This window comes from Hydrogenophaga sp., assembly GCF_041913525.1.
GTDB lineage: Bacteria > Pseudomonadota > Gammaproteobacteria > Burkholderiales > Burkholderiaceae_C > Hydrogenophaga.
The window spans coordinates 151,018-167,842 of the sequence record NZ_JAYSFD010000003.1 but is presented as its reverse complement, the minus strand read 5'-3'; the positions used below and the strand labels follow the sequence as shown (position 1 = coordinate 167,842).

The 16,825-nt window shown below is 70.4% G+C and carries 19 protein-coding genes and 1 pseudogene; 6 read left to right on the top strand and 14 right to left on the bottom strand.

Going from position 1 to position 16,825, the window contains the following annotated elements:
- Nucleotides 1–7: 7 nt before the first annotated feature.
- From ACE3RQ_RS05760 to phnG, 13 genes and pseudogenes are all read right to left on the bottom strand, one after another.
- A complete protein-coding gene (locus tag ACE3RQ_RS05760) occupies nt 8–376 on the bottom strand; it encodes a hypothetical protein (protein ID WP_374520814.1) in 369 nt (122 codons plus the stop codon).
- A gap of 80 nt (nt 377–456) precedes the next feature.
- Nucleotides 457–1,020 carry a phosphonate degradation HD-domain oxygenase gene (locus tag ACE3RQ_RS05755; protein ID WP_374520812.1) on the bottom strand — a complete coding sequence of 188 codons (564 nt, stop codon included), beginning with the start codon at nt 1,018–1,020 and terminating at the stop codon, nt 457–459.
- 7 nt (nt 1,021–1,027) lie between these two features.
- Nucleotides 1,028–1,834 (bottom strand): annotated as a pseudogene (gene phnE, locus ACE3RQ_RS05750) (phosphonate ABC transporter, permease protein PhnE).
- Nucleotides 1,835–1,849: 15 nt separating this feature from the next.
- Nucleotides 1,850–2,794 carry a phosphonate ABC transporter substrate-binding protein gene (gene phnD / locus ACE3RQ_RS05745; RefSeq protein WP_374520810.1) on the bottom strand — a complete coding sequence of 315 codons (945 nt, stop codon included), beginning with the start codon at nt 2,792–2,794 and terminating at the stop codon, nt 1,850–1,852.
- Between the two features lie 56 nt (nt 2,795–2,850).
- Complete coding sequence (gene phnC / locus ACE3RQ_RS05740; RefSeq protein ID WP_374520808.1) at nt 2,851–3,705, bottom strand: phosphonate ABC transporter ATP-binding protein; 855 nt, start codon at nt 3,703–3,705, stop codon at nt 2,851–2,853.
- Between the two features lie 103 nt (nt 3,706–3,808).
- Nucleotides 3,809–4,963: an alpha-D-ribose 1-methylphosphonate 5-triphosphate diphosphatase gene (locus ACE3RQ_RS05735; RefSeq protein ID WP_374520806.1), complete on the bottom strand. Its 1,155-nt coding sequence runs from the start codon at nt 4,961–4,963 to the stop codon at nt 3,809–3,811.
- Complete coding sequence (phnL, locus tag ACE3RQ_RS05730) at nt 4,960–5,664, bottom strand: phosphonate C-P lyase system protein PhnL (protein WP_374520804.1); 705 nt, start codon at nt 5,662–5,664, stop codon at nt 4,960–4,962. Before phnL ends, ACE3RQ_RS05735 begins: the two co-directional genes overlap by 4 nt.
- Nucleotides 5,665–5,672: 8 nt before the next feature.
- The gene (gene phnK, locus ACE3RQ_RS05725) at nt 5,673–6,470 is read right to left on the bottom strand and encodes a phosphonate C-P lyase system protein PhnK (RefSeq protein ID WP_374520802.1); all 798 of its coding nucleotides are present in this window, start codon (nt 6,468–6,470) and stop codon (nt 5,673–5,675) included.
- Nucleotides 6,467–6,928, bottom strand: a complete 462-nt coding sequence (locus ACE3RQ_RS05720; RefSeq protein ID WP_374520800.1) for an N-acetyltransferase family protein — start codon at nt 6,926–6,928, stop codon at nt 6,467–6,469. Before ACE3RQ_RS05720 ends, phnK begins: the two co-directional genes overlap by 4 nt.
- Nucleotides 6,925–7,818 (bottom strand): alpha-D-ribose 1-methylphosphonate 5-phosphate C-P-lyase PhnJ, encoded by an 894-nt coding sequence (locus ACE3RQ_RS05715; RefSeq protein WP_374520798.1) that lies wholly within the window; start codon nt 7,816–7,818, stop codon nt 6,925–6,927. The genes ACE3RQ_RS05720 and ACE3RQ_RS05715 overlap by 4 nt, the downstream gene beginning before the upstream one ends.
- Nucleotides 7,815–8,915, bottom strand: coding sequence for a carbon-phosphorus lyase complex subunit PhnI (locus ACE3RQ_RS05710; RefSeq protein ID WP_374520796.1), 1,101 nt, complete (start codon nt 8,913–8,915; stop codon nt 7,815–7,817). Before ACE3RQ_RS05710 ends, ACE3RQ_RS05715 begins: the two co-directional genes overlap by 4 nt.
- A 4-nt stretch (nt 8,916–8,919) precedes the next feature.
- Nucleotides 8,920–9,534, bottom strand: a complete 615-nt coding sequence (gene phnH / locus ACE3RQ_RS05705; RefSeq protein WP_374520794.1) for a phosphonate C-P lyase system protein PhnH — start codon at nt 9,532–9,534, stop codon at nt 8,920–8,922.
- Complete coding sequence (gene phnG / locus ACE3RQ_RS05700) at nt 9,531–10,034, bottom strand: phosphonate C-P lyase system protein PhnG (protein ID WP_374520792.1); 504 nt, start codon at nt 10,032–10,034, stop codon at nt 9,531–9,533. The genes phnH and phnG overlap by 4 nt, the downstream gene beginning before the upstream one ends.
- Nucleotides 10,035–10,108: 74 nt before the next feature.
- Between phnG and phnF the strand changes: the two genes are divergently transcribed.
- The 4 genes from phnF to ACE3RQ_RS05680 are packed head-to-tail and all read left to right on the top strand — an operon-like array spanning nt 10,109 to nt 12,867.
- A complete protein-coding gene (phnF, locus tag ACE3RQ_RS05695; RefSeq protein ID WP_374520790.1) occupies nt 10,109–10,852 on the top strand; it encodes a phosphonate metabolism transcriptional regulator PhnF in 744 nt (247 codons plus the stop codon).
- Nucleotides 10,842–11,549 carry a DUF1045 domain-containing protein gene (locus ACE3RQ_RS05690; protein ID WP_374520788.1) on the top strand — a complete coding sequence of 236 codons (708 nt, stop codon included), beginning with the start codon at nt 10,842–10,844 and terminating at the stop codon, nt 11,547–11,549. Before phnF ends, ACE3RQ_RS05690 begins: the two co-directional genes overlap by 11 nt.
- Nucleotides 11,546–12,109 carry a phosphonate metabolism protein/1,5-bisphosphokinase (PRPP-forming) PhnN gene (phnN, locus tag ACE3RQ_RS05685; RefSeq protein WP_374520786.1) on the top strand — a complete coding sequence of 188 codons (564 nt, stop codon included), beginning with the start codon at nt 11,546–11,548 and terminating at the stop codon, nt 12,107–12,109. Before ACE3RQ_RS05690 ends, phnN begins: the two co-directional genes overlap by 4 nt.
- Nucleotides 12,106–12,867: an endonuclease/exonuclease/phosphatase family protein gene (locus ACE3RQ_RS05680; RefSeq protein WP_374520784.1), complete on the top strand. Its 762-nt coding sequence runs from the start codon at nt 12,106–12,108 to the stop codon at nt 12,865–12,867. The genes phnN and ACE3RQ_RS05680 overlap by 4 nt, the downstream gene beginning before the upstream one ends.
- A 16-nt stretch (nt 12,868–12,883) precedes the next feature.
- Here ACE3RQ_RS05680 and ACE3RQ_RS05675 read toward each other — a convergent pair whose 3' ends face one another.
- Nucleotides 12,884–13,438 carry a phosphatase PAP2 family protein gene (locus ACE3RQ_RS05675; RefSeq protein ID WP_374520782.1) on the bottom strand — a complete coding sequence of 185 codons (555 nt, stop codon included), beginning with the start codon at nt 13,436–13,438 and terminating at the stop codon, nt 12,884–12,886.
- A gap of 187 nt (nt 13,439–13,625) precedes the next feature.
- Here ACE3RQ_RS05675 and ACE3RQ_RS05670 point away from each other — a divergent pair, with 187 nt between their 5' ends.
- Nucleotides 13,626–15,671: a bifunctional UDP-sugar hydrolase/5'-nucleotidase gene (locus ACE3RQ_RS05670; protein ID WP_374520780.1), complete on the top strand. Its 2,046-nt coding sequence runs from the start codon at nt 13,626–13,628 to the stop codon at nt 15,669–15,671.
- A gap of 162 nt (nt 15,672–15,833) precedes the next feature.
- Nucleotides 15,834–16,817, top strand: a complete 984-nt coding sequence (locus ACE3RQ_RS05665; RefSeq protein WP_374520779.1) for a c-type cytochrome — start codon at nt 15,834–15,836, stop codon at nt 16,815–16,817.
- Nucleotides 16,818–16,825 lie beyond the last annotated feature (8 nt).

The following is a 16,825-nucleotide window of genomic DNA, read 5'->3' as shown; positions in this document are numbered from 1 at the left end:
CCAGGCATCAGGTCCCGGTGGCCGGGTGCTCGATGTGGCCCTTGAACTCGGCCAGCGCCGTGTCCACCGCGCGCAGCGTGACGGCCAGGTCACGGCACACCGCCAACAGCTCGGCGCCCTCGGCCTCGGCCTGCACCGGGTCGATCTCTTCGGCCAGCGCGCGCACGATGGTCGACAGGTCGCCCGCCGTGCGCTGGCGCAGGCCCACGGCGTGCAGATACAGCCCGTGCGCGGTCTGGCGCACCGCTGGCACCTGGTCCATGGGCACCTCGCCCATGGCCTCGGCCAGTAACTGGCCACGGATGAGCTCCAGCGTCCCGGTGAGGTGGCGCATGCGCTCGCAAATGACAACGAGGGACTCGAAGGCGGGGCTCATGAGAGCCCGATTGTGCGCCGGCAGAGGGGCTCAGGGAAAGGGCCGGCAGGGCCCTCAGAAGCCCCCGGCCAACGCGAGGCTCAGGCCTGGCGGGCGGCCTGGGCGAGCACCGGCAGGTAGTGGCCCAGCTCGGGCGTGGGCTGGCCGGCCACCTTGGCCAGGTCGTCGTAGCGGCGCAGGCGCACGGCCTCGGCGGCAAAGGGCTGGTGCAGGAAGGCGCGGGCCTCTTGCTCGTTGAACGCGCCGCCCTGCAGGGCCAGGCTGTGCACCGAGGCGGGCGAAAGCGTGTCGAAGTAGCCGGGCTCGGCCTGGCAGAGGTAGCGCTTGGCGTCCACGTGCAGGCGAATGGGGGCCAGCACCGCCTCGTCGAACAGGTGGCGCAGGAACGGCAGGGCGATGTACTGGTGCAGGTCGTCGCGGCGGTCGTCGGGCTCTGGCGCTTGCTGGCGCTCGGCGGCCAGCAGGTGGCCCAGGTCGTGCAGCAGGGCGGCCGCCACCGTGGCGGGGGTCTCGCCGGCCTGCTCGGCCAGGTGGGCGCACTGCAGGGCGTGGTCAAGCTGGCTCACGGCCTCGCGCCCGTACTGCGCGGCGCCACGGCGCTGCAGCAGACCCGCGATTTCATCCAGCGTCAGGGAGGTGCTCATGCGGGCCTCACACCACGAGTTGGCGAATGCGGGCCGAGACCATGTCGATCAGGCTCACGGTGAGCACGATGATGATCATCACCGCGCAGGTTTCGGCGTACTGGAAGCCGCGAATGATTTCCCACAGCACCACGCCAATGCCACCGGCGCCCACCATGCCCACCACCGAGGCCGAGCGCACGTTGGCCTCGAAGCGGTAGAGGGTGTAAGAGGTCCACAGCGGCATCACCTGCGGGATCACGCCATAGACGATCTCGTGCAGCGCACCCGCCCCGGTGGAGCGAATGCCTTCCACCGGCTGCGGGTCGATGGACTCCACCGCCTCGGAGAACAGCTTGGCCAGGGTGCCGGCGGTGTGGATCCACAGCGCCAACACACCGGCAAACGGGCCCAGGCCCACGGCCACCACGAACAGCATGGCGAACACCATCTCGTTGATGGCGCGGAAGGAATCGAGCAGGCGGCGCACCGGCTGGTTCACCCACCAGGGCACGATGTTGCTGGACGCCAGCAGCGACAGCGGAATGGCGGTGATCACCGCCAGCGCCGTTCCCCACACCGCGATCTGCAGCGTGACGATCATCTCGCTCACGTACAGCTTCCACTGCGAGAAGTTGGGCGGGAAGAACTCGGCGGCCTAGGCGGCCATGTTGCCGCCGTCGCGCAGCAGGTCCAGCGGGCGCATGTCGGCGCCACGCCAGGACGCGGCCAGCAGGGCAATGAGCGCGCCCCAGGCGAGGTACCAGACCAGGCCACGGCGCGGGGCTGCGCTCTCGGCCAGGGCTTGCCATTTCGGGTGGGCAATCGTCGTCATGGGGCGCTGTCCGGCTTACTTCAGGTTGGCGAGCTGCTGGTCGATGGCGGCCAGCTGGGTCTTCTTGTCGGCATCGGACAGGGTGGTGTCGCCTTCGATCTTGTTGCGCTTGCCGAACAGGTCAAGCTGGCGGATGGGCTTGAGCTGGTCGTTGGTGGAGGGCTTGAAGCCCGAGAGCTTGGAGATCTTGAAGACCACTTCCTTCTCACGCGCGTCGGTCTTGGCGTAGTTGTAGAAGAAGTTCTTGATCTTGGTCTTGCTGGCCTCGGGCAGGTTCTTGTGCATGACCATCGGGTCCAGCGGAATCAGCGGCGAGGTCCACACCACCTTGATCTCGCCGAACTTCTCGGGCTGGCGCTGCTTGAACTTGTCCAGGTTCTCGCTGTTGTTGGTGGCCACGTCCACCTGCTTGTTGGCCACGGCCATGGCGTTGGTCTCGTGGTTGGCGTTGCGCACGATCTTGAAGTGGGTCTTGGGGTCGATCTTGTTCTGCGCGAACACGTAGAAGCCCGGCACTAGGAAGCCGCTGGTGGAGTTCGGGTCGCCGTTGCCGAAGGCCAGCGACTTGCCGTTCTTGAGCACGTCGTCCAGGGTGTTGAGCGGGCTGTCCTTGTGCACGATCAGGTGCGAGTAGTAGCCCTGGGTGCCGTCGGCGTTGACCATCTGGGCGAACACCTCGGCGTTGGCGCGGTCCACCGCTTCCATGGCCGACTTGTTGCCCAGCCAGGCGAGCTGCACCTTGTTGAAGCGCATGCCTTCGATGATGCCGGCGTAGTCGGGGGCGAAGAAGGCCTTGACCTTCAGGCCGGTCTGCTTCTCCATGTCCTCGATCAGCGGCTGCCAGTCGGCCTTGAGGTTCTGGGTGGACTCGGTGGAGATGATGCCGAAGTTGATCTCTTGGGCGTGGGCGACGGTGAAGGCAAAGCCCACGGCCAGGGCGGCAAAGGCGTGCTTGTACATGGAAGGCTCCTGTTGGAAGAACGGAATGGGGGAATTCGGGTCGGGCGGCGTGCGGGTCAGGCGGCTTGCGGCACGGGCTGCTGCCACACCGGCGCTGGCTCGGGCAGGCGGGTCACCTTGCCGTGCAGGCTCTCGCTGCCATTGAGGATTTCGTCGGCCTGCATGCCGTAGAGCTCGCGCAGCAGGGTGGGGGTGAGTTCGCTGGACGGGCCGTCAAACACCACGCGGCCCTGGTGCAAGGCCACGGTGCGCGGGCAGTAGCGGCGGGCCATGTCCACCTGGTGCAGCGAGACCACCACGGTGCAGCCGTCTTCTTGGCAGATGCGGGCCAGGATGTCCATGACGTTGCGCGACGACTCGGGGTCAAGCGAGGCGATGGGCTCGTCGGCCAGCACCACGCGCGCGCCCTGCACCAGAGTGCGAGCAATGGCCGCGCGCTGCTGCTGACCGCCTGAAAGGGTGGACGCGCGCTGGGCGTGGCACTCGGCAATGCCCACACGGTCCAGCGCGTCCAGCGCAGCAGCGCGCTCGCTGGCGTTGAAGCGGCGCAGCAGGCCGCGCCACAGCGGCATGCGGTGCAGGCGGCCCACCAGCACGTTCACCAGCACCGGCAGCCGGTCCACCAGGTTGAACTGCTGGAACACAAAGCCGATGTCGGCGCGGGTGCGGCGCACGTCGCGCTGGATCTGCCCGCCCTGCTGGACGATGCGGCCGTTCACCTCGATCACCGAGGCGCTGCCGGCGTCGGCCGGCATCAGGCCGGCGATGTGGCGCAGCAAGGTGGACTTGCCCGAGCCAGAGGCGCCGATGAGGGCCACCATCTCGCCCTGGCCGATCTCCAGGTGGATGTCGCGCAGCGCGTGCTTGCCGTTGGCGAAGTGCTTGTCGAGGTGTCGGATGCTCAGGGTCATGGTGGGCTCGCTGAAATCTGTCTAGACAAGCAGTCTCCGGGCGCGGCGTGACAGCTTCTTGACGGTCCTGGGAAATTTGGGTGTCAGGCTTCGGCGGCGGGCGTCAGATCACGCGCCGGCCCTGGCGCCACACGCCGCGCACCACGCCGTGCACGCTGCCGTCGGCCAGGGTCACCTCGCGCACCTGGATCAGGTCGGCCCGCAGGCCGGGGATCAGCGCGCCCCGGTCGAGCAGGCCGGTGGCGCGCGCCGGGTTGAGCGAGACCATGTTGATGGCCTGCGGCAGCGTGGCCAGCCCGTCGCGCACCAGGCGCAGGGCCGCGCCCAGCAGGCTGCCGGGCACGTAGTCGCTGGACAAGATGTCCAGCAGGCCCAGGCGGGCCAGCTCGGCCGCCGCCACGTTGCCCGAGTGCGAGCCGCCGCGCACCACGTTGGGCCCGCCCATCACGGTGAGCAGTCCGCGCTCATGCGCGGCGCTGGCCGCCGCCACGGTGGTGGGGAATTCGCACATGCTGGCGCCTTCGGCGTGGGCCTGGGCCACGTGGTCCACGGTGGTGTCGTCGTGGCTGGCCAGGGCAATGCCGTGCTCGCGGCAGTGCTCGACGAAGTAGGCGCGGTGCGGCTCGGCGTAGCGCGCCTGCAGCTCGGCCGACAGGGCCACCTGGCGCTCGAACTTGTCCAGGCTCCAGCCCTTCTTGCCGGTGTAGTAGGTGCGCGCCTGGCCAATGTCTTCCCACTGGCGCTGGCCGGGGGTGTGGTCCATCAGCGAGATCAGGCCCAGGCGGTCGTGGCCACGGAAGGGGGCGAACAGGTCGATGGTGTTGGGCGCGGGCAGTTCGCAGCGCACGTGCAGGCGGTGGTCGGCGCGCAGCAGGCCGGCCGAGTCGGCGTGGTCGATGGTGCGCACCACGCCGTCCCAGGTGCTGCCGCGCAGGCTGTCGGGGTCGGCGTCGCCCACGCCCAGCGCGTCGAACACGGTGGTGATGCCGGCGGCGGTCACTTCGGCGTCGTGCGCCACCAGGGCGGGCAGCTCGGCCCACTGCACCTTGGGCCGGGGCATGAGGTGGCGCTCGAAGTTGTCGGTGTGCATCTCCACGAAGCCGGGCATGAGCCAGTCGCCCTCGCAGTCGTGGGCGGCGGCCAGGTGGGTGGGGCTGTCGATGGCGGCGATCAGGCCGGCCACGGCGTGCAGGCTGCCGGGCACCACCCCATCGGGCAGCACCAGGCGGGCGTTGGTGAAAACCTGGGAAATGCTCATGCGGCCCTCCGGAAAGCGCTCATGTCGACACGACGGGTGGCGACCGCGTCGCCCACGGCGCGGTCGTGGAAGATGCCGATCACGGCCGCGCCACGGGCCACGGCCTCGCGAATGAGCTCGATCACGGTGGCGGTGTTGGCCGCGTCCAGCGAGGCGGTGGGCTCGTCCAGCAGCAGCAAGGGGCGCGGGCGAATCATGTTGCGCGCGATGTTCACGCGCTGCTGTTCACCGCCCGAGAAGGTGGCCGGTGGCAGCGGCCACAGGTGCTCGGGAATGCGCAGGCGGGCCAGCCAGCGCGCGGCCTCGGCGCGGGCGTCTTCCTGGCTGTGGCCGGCGTCCATCAGGGGCTCGGCCACCACGTCGAGCGCGCTCACGCGGGGAATCACGCGCAGGAACTGGCTCACGTAGCCCACCGTGTCGCGGCGCATTTGCACCAGCGCGCGGGGCTCGGCCTGGCCCAGGTCCAGCGCGGCGCCACCGGGCGGCGTGAGCAGGATGCGCCCGCCGCTGGCGAGGTAGTTGGCGTAGATGAGCTTGAGCAGCGTGCTCTTGCCCTGGCCCGAGGGGCCGTCGAGCACCACGCATTCGCCGGGGGCCACGCGCAGGTTGACGTCTTGCAGCACCTGCAGTTGGGCGCCGTGCTGGTGGTGCAGCGTGAAGCGTTTGCTCACGGCCTGGAGTTCGATGACGGGTGCGGTCATGGCGGCGGTCATGGCTGGAGTACCGAAGAAACGAGGAGCTGGGTGTAGGGGTGCTGCGGGTCGTCGAGCACCTGGTCGGTGAGGCCGGTCTCCACGATGCGGCCGCGCTGCATCACCACCATGCGGTGGGCCAGCAGGCGGGCCACGGCCAGGTCGTGCGTGACGATCACCACCGCCAATTGCATTTGCTGGGTGAGCCCGCGCAGCAGGTCAAGCAGGCGGGCCTGCACCGACACGTCCAGCCCCGAGGTGGGCTCGTCCATGAAGACCAGGCGCGGGTGGGTGACGAGGTTGCGCGCGATCTGCAGGCGCTGGCGCATGCCGCCCGAGAAGGTGCGCGGCGTGTCGTCGATGCGGGCGGGGTCGATCTCCACGCGCGCCAGCCACTCGGCGGCGGTGGCGCGCAGGCGGCCGTAGTGGCGCTCGCCCAGGCCCATGAGGCGCTCGCCCACGTTGGCACCGGCCGACACGTCCATGCGCAGGCCATCGGCCGGGTTCTGGTGCACAAAGCCCCAGTCGGTGCGGGCCAGCAGGCGCTGCTGGGCCTCGCTCATGCCGTGCACGTCGCGCAGCACGCCGTCGCGGCCGAGGAATTCCACGTTGCCATCGGCCGGGCGGGCGCGGGCGGCCAGGGCATTGAGCAGCGTGCTCTTGCCCGAGCCCGATTCGCCCACCACGGCCAGCACCTCGCCGGGCCACAAATCAAAAGAGGCGTCTTGCAGCACCAGGCGCTGGCCGTAGCGCTGGGCCACCTGGCGCACGCGCAGCAGCGGCAGCGTGGCCGCCACGGGGGGAAGGGTCGTCATGACAACTCCTGGGAGGTCTCGATGAGAAAGCTCAGGCCGTGCTGCTGGAAGCCCAGCGAGCGGTAGAAGGCATGAGCGCTTTCGCGCTTGGCGTTGGACGACAGCGCGAGCTTGTAGCAGCCGGCTTCGCGGGCCTGCGCCAGCGCGTGGGCCATGAGGGCGCGGCCAATGCCACGGCCTTGTTGGGTGGGGCTCACCACCACGTCTTCGGCAATGGCCGAGGGCGTGCCGCGGTGCGCCAGGTTGTGCATGACCAGCAGCGCGTAGGTGGCCACGATCTCGCCACCGGTGTCTTCCGCGACAAACAAGCGGTAGCTCGGGTAGCGCGCGAACTGCTGCCAGATGGCGCGCGCCTCGTCGGGCGTGAGCACGTCGCCGTCGTCCATGCCGGGCTGGGCGTAGAGGGCCAGCACGGCGGGCAGGTCGGCGTCGCGGGCCTCGCGGATGGTGACCGTCATGCGCCCGCTCCGGTGTGGCCGGCGGCCTGGCGTTCCTGGCAGTGGTCGGAGTCGGAGCACACGTGCAGGCGCCCGCCTTTGTCGTCGGTGATGACCTCGTCCAGGAAGGTGTCGGTGGCGCCGCACAGCGCGCAGGGCGTGTCCCAGCGCTGCACCTCGAAGGGGTGGTCGTCGAACGCCAGGCTCTCCACCGTGGTGTAGGGCGGCACGGCGTAGATGCGCTTCTCGCGCCCGGCGCCGAAGAGCTGCAGCGCCGGGTTCATGTGCATCTTGGGGTTGTCGAACTTGGGGATGGGCGACGGCGCCATCAGGTAGCGGCCGTTCACCATGACGGGGTAGTCGTAGGTGGTGGCGATGTGGCCGTGGCGCGCGATGTCTTCGTACAGCTTCACGTGCATCAGCCCGTACTCGGCCAGCGCGTGCAGGGTGCGGGTCTCGGTTTCGCGCGGCTCCAGGCGCTGCATGGGCTCGGGCACGGGCACCTGGTACACGATCACCTGCCCCTCGCGCAGCGGCGTCTCGGGGATGCGGTGGCGCGTCTGGATCACGCTGGCCTCGGGCGTGCGGGTGGTGGTGGCCACGCCGGCGGTGCGCTGGAAGAAGCGGCGAATGTTCACCGCGTTGACGGTGTCGTCCGAGCCCTGGTCGATCACCTTGAGCGTGTCGTCGCGGCCCAGGATGGCGGCCGTCACCTGAATGCCGCCGGTGCCCCAGCCGTAGGGCAGCGGCATCTCGCGCGAGCCAAAGGGCACCTGGTGCCCGGGAATGGCCACGGCCTTGAGGATGGCGCGGCGGATCATGCGCTTGGTGCGCTCGTCCAGGTAGGCGAAGTTCACGCCGGCCGTGGCCTCAGAAGGCTGCAGCAGGTCGTCGTCGGTGCGGGCGTTCATGCGGGGGTGTCCTCGTCAAGGCGGGGTTGGGCCAGGGCCTCGGCGCGCATCTGGCGCACCAGCGCCAGCTCGGCCTGAAAGTCCACGTAGTGCGGCAGCTTCAAGTGCTGCACGAAGCCCGAGGCCTCCAGGCTGTCGCTGTGCGAGAGCACGAACTCGGGGTCTTGGGCGGGCGAGACCACGGCCTCGTCCAGCTCGTCGGCGCGCAGGGCGCGGTCCACCAGGCTCATGGCCATGGCCTTGCGCTCGCAGTGGCCGAAGGCCAGGCCGTAGCCACGGGTGAAGGCGGGCGGCTCGGTCTTGCTGCCGGCGAACTGGTTGACCATTTCGCACTCGGTGATTTCGATGTCGCCGATCGACACGGCAAAGCCCAGTTCTTCGGGCTCCACCACCACCTCCACCTGGCCCAGGCGCAGCTCGCCCACGAAGGGGTGCGAGTGCGCGTAGCCGCGCTGGGTGGAATAGGCCATGGCCAGCAGAAAGCCCTCGTCACCGCGCGCCAGGTTTTGCAGGCGCGTGGCGCGGTTGGCCGGGAAGCGCAGGGGCTCGCGGGTGAGGTCGGTGGGCGCGGGGTCGCCCTGGGGCGGCTCGCGCCGCTCGATCAGGCCTTCGTGGTTGAGCAGGTCCACCACGCGCGGCACGGGCTCGCTCACGGCGCGGCCCTCGGCGGGGGGCGTGTTCACGCCGCCTTCGGCCAGCAGGGCGAAGTCGAGCAGGCGCTGGGTGTAGTCGTAGGTGGGGCCAAGCAACTGGCCACCGGGCAGGTCTTTGAAGGTGGCGCTGATGCGGCGCTCGGGCTGCATGCGGCCGGTGTCGATGGGCAGCGTGGTGCCCAGGCGCGGCAGCGTGGCGCGGTAGGCGCGCAGCAGGAAGATGGCCTCCACCAGGTCGCCGCTGGCCTGCTTGATGGCCAGCGCGGCGAGTTCGGGGTCGTACACCGAGCCTTCGGTCATCACGCGGTCCACGGCCAGCTTGAGCTGCGCGCGAATCTGGTCCACGCTGAGTTCGGCCAGGGCCGTGTCGCCCCGGCGCTGGCGGTCCAGCAGGCGGTAGCTGTTGAGGATGGCGGTTTCACCGCCCTTGACGGCAACGTACATGGGCTCAGGCCTCCACGGTGTCGGTGATGCGCGTGGTGCGCGGCAGGCCCACCAGCGCGTCGGCGCTGGCGAGGTAGGCGTCCACCCCGCGCGGGAAGGCGGCGTGGTTCTCGGCCCACTGGGCGGCGAAGTCGGCCGGCAGGCCTTGCACCGCGAGCTGGCGCTCGCCGCGAATGCCGGGGCCGCTCAGGCGCCAGCCTTCGCCGGCCTGCCAGCCGGGCACGTCCAGCACCAGGGTGGTGGAGGCCTCGGGGTCGGCGTCGGTGCCGGCGTTGAAGGCGGCCAGCGGCGGGCAGGCATCGCCCGCCCCCACCCAGGCGAACTGGGCTTGGGCGGGGTCGTTCACCAGGCGCACGCCGGTGTGAAAGCGCAGCCAGGCCGCGCTGGGCGAGGCCGCCAGCGTGGGCGAAAGCCACAGGGCGCAGTCGGCGTCGAGCAGGGCCAGCAGCAGGCGCGCGGCGGCGGGCTGGCCCGCCACCGGCAAGCCGCTGGCGGCGTCCATAGCCACGGGCTGGCCGGGGTGCGACAGCGCGTGCAGCGCGGCGCGGAAGCTGGCCTGGCTGCCCAGGGCCTCGTCGTCAAAACCGGCCACCAGGCCTTGCAGGGTGTCGGTGCTCATGCCTCGTCCTCGTCGTCGGCACCGCCATCGGATTCGCGGGCCATGGTGAAAAAGTCCACCCGCGTGCTCTGGGCACGGCGCTGGCGCGCCTGCGCCTGCTCGGCCAGGTGCTGGCGCGTGGCCTGCAGCAGCTCAAGGCTGAGCGCGTCGTGGTGGGCGGGGTCTTGCAGCAAGGCGTCGGCCACGGCGGCCAGGGTGCAGCGGCGCGCGTCGCGGCCCAGCACCCAGGCCACGCCAGCGGGCGCGTCGGCCGCGCCCAGGCGCAGCGCGCAGCGCGTCACCGTGATCTCGCCCAGGTGGAAGCGCTCGCCGGTGCCGCCCACGCGGCCCTGCACCATCATCAAACCCGTCTCGGGACGGCGCAGCCAGTGCAGGCCGCCAGCGTGGTGCGCGCCAACGGTGCGCTCCAGCAGGTCGATCGGTGCGCGGGCCAGCAAGGCCATGCGATCGGCTCGGGTGATTGCCCCGGGGGCGGGGCTTGTGTCAACAGCGTGAAACATCGTGGTGGTACTCTGTCATTTGTCTAGACAACTTGAACACAGCCGCCAGCGTAGGCGGCCCGCATGTCCCTTTCATGACAAACCTGGTCCTTGACGACGGCTCGCCCCGCGAGCACTTCTGGTCTCACATCGCCAATGAACTGGCGCAGGCCATCGGCCAGGGCGTGTACGCGCCGGGCGAACGCCTGCCGTCCGAACACTCGCTGGCCGAGCGCTTCGGCGTGAACCGCCACACCATTCGCCGCTCGCTGGCCGCGCTGGTGCAGCGCGGGCTGGTGCGGGCCGAGCAAGGCAGCGGCACCTACGTGGAAGACTTCGCGGTGGACCTGGCCATTGGCAAGCGCACGCGCCACCGCCAGAACCTGGCCCAGGCCGGCGTGCGTGGCGGGCTCACCGTGTTGCACGCGCAGCGCGAGCGCGCCAGCGCCGAGGTGGCCCGTGCCCTGGAATTGCCCACGCGCAGCCCGGTGTTGCGGCTGGAGGTGCTGGGCGAAGGCGCGGGCCAGCCGCTGCACGCCAGCGTGCGCCACTTTCCGCTGCCGCGCTTCGAGGGCCTGGACGAGCACGTGCGCGCCACCGGCTCCATCACCGCCGCCTTCGCCGCCCTGGGCGTGAGCGACTACCAGCGCCAGGAAAGCCGCATCAGCGCCCGCCTGCCCGACACCGCCACCGCCGCGCGCCTGCGCCAGGCCCCCACCCGCCCTGCCCTGCACGTCACCAGCGTGAACCGCGACCCCAAGGGCACCCCCATTGAATACGCCGAGACCTGGTTCGCCGGCGACCGCGTCACCCTCACGGTGAACCACGATGAACACTGACCGCCCCTACCGCGCCGCGATCTACTTCGCCCCACCGCCCGGCAGCGCCGCGTGGCAGGCCGGCTCGCGCTGGCTGGGCCGTGACGCCGCCACCAACGCACCGCTGCCCCAGCCCCGCATCGACGGCATGGAGGCCTGCACGCTGGCGCAGCTCACGGCCGAGCCGCGCCGCTACGGCTGGCACGCCACGCTCAAGCCGCCGTTTCGCCTGCGCCAGGGCCTGAGCCTGGACGCGCTCGATTCCGCCGTGTACGCGCTGTGCCGCGAGTGGCGGCCCGTGCCCCTGCCCGCCTTGCGCGTGGCCCGGCTGGGCCATTTCCTGGCGCTGCGGCCCGAGGGCGACACCGCGCCGGTGAACGCGCTGGCCACGGCCTGCGTGCAGCGCCTGCACGCCCTTGCCCAGCCGCTGAACGACGCCGAGCTGGCGCGCCGGCGCCGCGCCGGGCTTAGCCCGCACCAGGACGAACTGCTGCGCGCCTGGGGCTACCCCTGGGTGCTGGACGAGTTCCGCTTTCACTGCTCGCTCACCGGCGATCTGCGCGGCACCGACGAGGCCCAGGTGCAGTCCATTGAGCGGGCCGCGCAAGAAGCGTTCGACCAACTGCCGGCACAGCCCATCACCAGCCTGGCGGTGTTCATCGAGCGCGAACCCGGCGCCGACTTCGTGCTGCACCGGCACTGGGAGCTGAACGCATGAACCACCGCCTGATCGCCTTCATCGGCCCCTCGGGCGCGGGCAAAGACAGCCTGCTGCAATGGCTGCTGCAACACGCCCCCCAGGGCCTGCGCCTGCACCACGCGCGGCGCACCATCACCCGCCCCGCCAGCGCCGGCAGCGAAGGCCACGAGAGCGTGACCATGGCCCAGTTCCTGGCCCTGCGCGAGGCCCAAGCCTTTGCCCTGCACTGGCTGGCCAACGACACCGGCTACGGCGTGCGCCACGCCGAACTGGCGCCCATGGCGGAAGGCGGCTGGGTGCTGCTCAGCGGCTCGCGCGCGCACATCGACGAGGCCCGCCAGCGCTTCCCCGGCCTGACCGTGGTGCACGTGGGCGCCAGCCCCGAGGTGCTGCGCCAGCGCCTGCTGGCGCGCGGGCGCGAGACCGAGGCACAAGTGGCCGAGCGCCTGGCCCGCGCCCAGGCCTACGCCGTGCCGCCCGACGCCCTGAGCGTGCTCAACGACGGCGCGCTGGACGACACCGGCCGCGCCCTGCTGGCGCAGCTGGCCCAGCGCGACCCGGCCTGGGCCCAGCCATGACCCTGAGCCTGCTCACCCTGAACACCTGGAAGGCCGACGGCGACTACCCCGAGCGCCTGCGCCGCCTGCGCGACGGCCTGCGGCAACTGCGCCCCGACGTGATCGCGCTGCAGGAATGTTTTCTCAGCGAAGACGGCCAGGCCGACACCGCGCGCGAACTGGCGCAGGCGCTGGGCCACCACCTGAGCGTGGTGCGCGCGCGCGGCAAGCGCCGCCTCTACCGAGGCCATGAGGTGATGAGCCACTCGTGCCTGGCGGTGCTCAGCCGCTGGCCGATCGAGCAGAGCTGGGGCCTGACCCTGCCCACCAGCCCGGAGGACGGCGGGCGCATGGCCCAGGTGGTGCGCGTGCAAGCCGGCGAGCTGGCGCTCACCCTGGCCAATGTGCACCTGACCCACGTGAACGACCCCGCCCTGCGCCTGCGCCAACTGCAGGCCGTGCTAAAGCACCTGCACAGCCTGGGCCCCAGCGGCCTGACCGTGCTGGCCGGCGACTGCAACGAAGAAGCCCAAGGCCCCGCGCTGGGCCCATTCGCTGACCAGTGGCAAGACGCCGTGGCCGCCTGGGGCCGGGGCCGCGAACCCACTTACTGGGACGCGCAAGGCCAGGGCCACGCGCTGGACCATGTGTTCGTGCTGCCCCACCTCAGCCAGTGCGCGCCGCGCGTGATCGGCGCGGGCGTGGCCTTGCCCGCCCAGCCGAACGGTGCGCCGCAACCCACCAGCGACCACAGCGCCGTGTGGGTGCGCTGGGCCTGACACTCACGACGCGAGATCAGCCCAGCGCGGCCATGGCCTGGCGGCCCAGCGCGGCCCCCAAGGCCAGGCCCACCAGCACGTCACTGGGGAAATGTGCGCCCGCGTGCACCCGCGCCCAGGCCGTGAGCGCCGCGATGGCGGGCACCAGGGCCAGCTCGGGCCACATGGCCATCCAGGGCCACAGCGCACCGGCCAGGGCACCCATCACCGCGGCGTGCGTGCTGGGCATGCCACCGCGCATGGAATGGTTCAGGTGGTTGTCACACAAGCCCAGGGCGAAGGGTCGCGGGGCCGCCACCCGGCGGGCCAGCCGCTTGGTCACCACCTGCAGCCCTGTGGCCGTGGCCAGCGCGCCAAGCACCGGGGCCGTGGCAACTGGCCCCCGCCACAACGCAACCACGAGCGCAGCGACCAGGGGCACCCAACTCCAGTGGGCGATCCACACCGCAGTGGCAAGCGTGAGCGGGCGCGCCGTGCTGCCGCAACCCAGGCGACGAAACAGCCACACATCAAGAGCGCGCAGGGCATGAGGGCGCAAGGCCAGTGGCGGGGACAACAGGCGGTCGGTCATGGGGCGGGCCTTGGTTGAGCGGGTCGGCGCAGTTAGCGCCTTTGGCGCGCCCACCGTAGGCCGGCTGCATGTCAACGGCGTGAATGCCAAGCGGCCAGTACCCGGTCACAACAGGTCACGGTTCTTTCATGCCTGGTGCAGACACTCGCCGGTTTTCACCCACCGAGTGCCCATCTCCTACCCGCACATGAACTCGAATCCCAGCCTCTCACCACGCCGGTCAGGCGCCTGGCGCCTGACCCGTCCGCTGATCGCGGCCACCCTGATGGGCGCCGTGCTCGCCGCCTGCGGCGGCGGCGACGGCAACATCAGCGCCCCGGTCGCACTGCCCGCGACCGACTACACCTTGCAGGTACTGCACGTGTCCGACATGGACAGCGGCGGCGACCTTGTGGCCAACAGCCAGGGCCTGTCGGCCCTGGTCGCCAAGTTCCGAAGCGAACAGCCCAACACGGTGTTCGTCTCCTCAGGCGACAACTACATTCCCGGTCCCTTCTTCAACGCCGCCGACGACGCGTCGCTGAACACCGATCTCGGTGCCACCGGCGCAGGCAGGGGCGACATCGAAATCCTCAACCTGATGGGTCTGCAAGCCTCGGCCGTGGGCAACCACGACCTGGACCTGGGCACGAACTTCTTCGCCTCGCTGATCAAGGCGGGCAGCGGCTGGCGCGGCACGCAGTTCCCCTACCTGGGCGCCAACCTGAACCTCAGCGGCGACAGCAACCTGGCCAGCCTGGCCAACGTGGCCAACGATGGCGCAGAGGCCTCCACGCTCAAGGGCAAGCTGGCCAAGTACTCGGTCATCACCGTCAATGGCGAACGCATCGGCGTGGTGGGCGCGAGCACACCCACGCTGCCCAGCATCACCACGGTGGGCGGCATCACCGTGAGCCCTGCCGCCTCCGCCACGGCCGACGCCATCGCCGCCGAGGTGCAGCCGGCTGTCAACGCCCTGGTGGCCAGCGGCATCGACAAGGTCATTCTGCTGGCCCACATGCAGCAGCTCTCGGTGGAACAGGCGCTGGCCACTCGCCTGCGCGGCGTGGACCTGATCGTGGCCGGTGGCTCCAACACCGGCCTGTACGACGCCAATGACCGCGTCCGCCCGGGCGACACCAGCCGGGGCACTTACCCGCTGCAATACACCTCGCCGGCCAACGAGCCGGTGCTGGTGGTGAACGTGGACGCCGACTACAAGTACCTCGGTCGCATCGTGCTGCCCTTTGACGACAAAGGCCGCGTGATCACCGGCAAGCTCGACAGCGCCGTCAATGGCGCCTGGGCCACCGACACCGACGGCCTGGCCCGTGTCGGCCTGACCCTGGCCGACGCCATGCCCGGCGTGAGCGCCATCGCCACCAAGATCGCCGCGGTGATCGCCGCCAAGGACGGCAACCTCTTCGGTGCAGCCAGCGTGTACCTGGAGGGTGACCGCGTGTTCGTGCGCAACCAGGAAACCAACCTCGGCACCCTGAGCGCCGAAGCCAACCTGGCCTACGCCCAGGCTTTTGACGCCACCGCCACCCTGTCGCTGAAAAACGGCGGCGGCATCCGCTCCTCCATCGGCGCGGTCGACGCGCCCCCGGGCTCGACCACCGGCGTCAAGGGCCCCACCAAGGCCAATGCGAGCGTGGGCAAGCAGGCGGGCGACATCTCGCAGCTCGACATCGAGTTCGCGCTCAAGTTCAACAACGGGCTGGCGCTGGTCACGGTGACGGCCGCCGAGCTCAAGAGCCTGCTGGAACATGGCGTGTCCGACTGGACGGCCACCTCCACCCAGGGCAAGTTCCCGCAAGTGGCGGGCCTGAAGTTCGCGTTCGACCCCACGCAGCCCGCTGGCTCGCGCGTGACGACCCTCGTGGTGGACGACCCCGACGGCCCGGGTCCGCTCAGCGGCCCGCAGGTGGTTTACCAGAACGGGGCTTTCGCCGTGCCCAGCACCACGGCCTACCGCATGGTCACGCTGGACTTCCTGGCCACCGTGGGCAGCAACGGCACCGGCGGCGATGGCTACCCCTTCCAGTTGCTGAGCGCCCCCGCCCGTGCCGACCTCGTGCCGGTGGGCACCACCACCAAAACCTTCAGCACCGTGGGCGGCGAGCAGGACGCGTTCGCGCAGTACATGAAGGCGCGCTTCCCGCGCACCGCACCCTACAGCGTGGCCGACACGCCGATCTCGCTGGACGGCCGCATCCAGAACCTGTCGCAGCGCGCCCTGGCACTGCCCTGACGGTGGCAACCCACCGGTTCGGGCACGGCACACCGTGACCCGGACCGGCCTGCGCACGGCCGTGGCGACGCACCAGCGCCACGGCCATTCGGCTTGATCTGGCGCAACACATGGCGCCGGGAATCACATACCCTTACCAGTATGTGATTCACCGGAGGAACCATGAACACCAAACTCTCGCCCCTGCTCCTGGCCGTGCTGGCCAGCGCCGCCCTGGCACAAGCCTCCGCCCCCAAGGGCGTGCCCATTCAGCCGCTGGAGGCCTACGACGTGTCCAAGCTGCCCGACGACCACTACGGCCGCCTGGCGCGCTATGGCAAAGAGCTGACCGACCGCACCTTCGCCCACATCGGCCCGCAAGCCAAGAACCCGGCCATGCGCTACGCCGGCAACAACCTGGCGTGCTCGTCGTGCCACCAGGCCTCGGCCACCAAGGCCTTCGCCATGCCCTGGGTGGGCGTGCACTCCAGCTTCCCGCAGTACCGCGCCCGCGAGGACGAGGTGAGCACGGTGGAAGAGCGCATCAACGGCTGCATGGAGCGCAGCATGGCCGGCAAGCCGCTGCCGCTGGACAGCACCGAGATGAAGGCCTTCATGACCTACATCCACTTCCTCTCAAAAGACGTGCCCACGGGCGCCAAGGTGGAAGGCCAGGGCTTGCCGCCCTTCAAAGCCCCCAACCGCCGCGCCGACACGGTGGCCGGTGGCCAGGTGTACGCCGCCAAGTGCGCGGTGTGCCACGGCACCGAGGGCCAGGGCCTGCGCACCGGCGCACCGGGTGAGGGCTACACCTTCCCGCCGCTGTGGGGCGCTGACTCGTTCAACAACGGCGCCGGCATGGGCCGCCTGCTGTTCGCCTCGGCCTTCATCAAGACCAACATGCCGCTGGGCGCACAACACGGTCAGCCACAGCTCAGCGACGACGAGGCCTACGACGTGGCGGCCTTCATGCTGAGCCACCCGCGCCCGCAGAAGGCCAACCTGGAGCGCGACTTCCCCGCCCGCTGGAACAAGCCGGTGGACGCGGCCTTCCCGCCCTACGTGGACGGCGCCCCGGCCGACCAGCACAAGTTCGGGCCATTCGCGCCGCTGCAAGAAAACATGAAGCAACTCAAGGACAGCCTGCTCAAGGCGTCCGGTCGCTGAGCAAAAGC

Excerpts from the sequence above, each read along its gene's own strand:
- phnN (WP_374520786.1), top strand. The coding sequence starts at position 11,546 with ATGAACCACCGCCTGATCGCCTTCATCGGCCCCTCGGGCGCGGGCAAA.
- phnK (WP_374520802.1), bottom strand. The coding sequence starts at position 6,470 with ATGACGACCCTTCCCCCCGTGGCGGCCACGCTGCCGCTGCTGCGCGTG.
- phnF (WP_374520790.1), top strand. The coding sequence starts at position 10,109 with ATGACAAACCTGGTCCTTGACGACGGCTCGCCCCGCGAGCACTTCTGG.
- phnH (WP_374520794.1), bottom strand. The coding sequence starts at position 9,534 with ATGAGCACCGACACCCTGCAAGGCCTGGTGGCCGGTTTTGACGACGAG.
- ACE3RQ_RS05670 (WP_374520780.1), top strand. The coding sequence starts at position 13,626 with ATGAACTCGAATCCCAGCCTCTCACCACGCCGGTCAGGCGCCTGGCGC.
- ACE3RQ_RS05715 (WP_374520798.1), bottom strand. The coding sequence starts at position 7,818 with ATGAACGCCCGCACCGACGACGACCTGCTGCAGCCTTCTGAGGCCACG.
- ACE3RQ_RS05665 (WP_374520779.1), top strand. The coding sequence starts at position 15,834 with ATGAACACCAAACTCTCGCCCCTGCTCCTGGCCGTGCTGGCCAGCGCC.
- ACE3RQ_RS05735 (WP_374520806.1), bottom strand. The coding sequence starts at position 4,963 with ATGAGCATTTCCCAGGTTTTCACCAACGCCCGCCTGGTGCTGCCCGAT.
- ACE3RQ_RS05760 (WP_374520814.1), bottom strand. The coding sequence starts at position 376 with ATGAGCCCCGCCTTCGAGTCCCTCGTTGTCATTTGCGAGCGCATGCGC.
- ACE3RQ_RS05755 (WP_374520812.1), bottom strand. The coding sequence starts at position 1,020 with ATGAGCACCTCCCTGACGCTGGATGAAATCGCGGGTCTGCTGCAGCGC.
- ACE3RQ_RS05680 (WP_374520784.1), top strand. The coding sequence starts at position 12,106 with ATGACCCTGAGCCTGCTCACCCTGAACACCTGGAAGGCCGACGGCGAC.
- ACE3RQ_RS05690 (WP_374520788.1), top strand. The coding sequence starts at position 10,842 with ATGAACACTGACCGCCCCTACCGCGCCGCGATCTACTTCGCCCCACCG.
- phnC (WP_374520808.1), bottom strand. The coding sequence starts at position 3,705 with ATGACCCTGAGCATCCGACACCTCGACAAGCACTTCGCCAACGGCAAG.
- ACE3RQ_RS05720 (WP_374520800.1), bottom strand. The coding sequence starts at position 6,928 with ATGACGGTCACCATCCGCGAGGCCCGCGACGCCGACCTGCCCGCCGTG.
- phnL (WP_374520804.1), bottom strand. The coding sequence starts at position 5,664 with ATGACCGCACCCGTCATCGAACTCCAGGCCGTGAGCAAACGCTTCACG.
- phnG (WP_374520792.1), bottom strand. The coding sequence starts at position 10,034 with ATGTTTCACGCTGTTGACACAAGCCCCGCCCCCGGGGCAATCACCCGA.
- ACE3RQ_RS05710 (WP_374520796.1), bottom strand. The coding sequence starts at position 8,915 with ATGTACGTTGCCGTCAAGGGCGGTGAAACCGCCATCCTCAACAGCTAC.
- phnD (WP_374520810.1), bottom strand. The coding sequence starts at position 2,794 with ATGTACAAGCACGCCTTTGCCGCCCTGGCCGTGGGCTTTGCCTTCACC.
- ACE3RQ_RS05675 (WP_374520782.1), bottom strand. The coding sequence starts at position 13,438 with ATGACCGACCGCCTGTTGTCCCCGCCACTGGCCTTGCGCCCTCATGCC.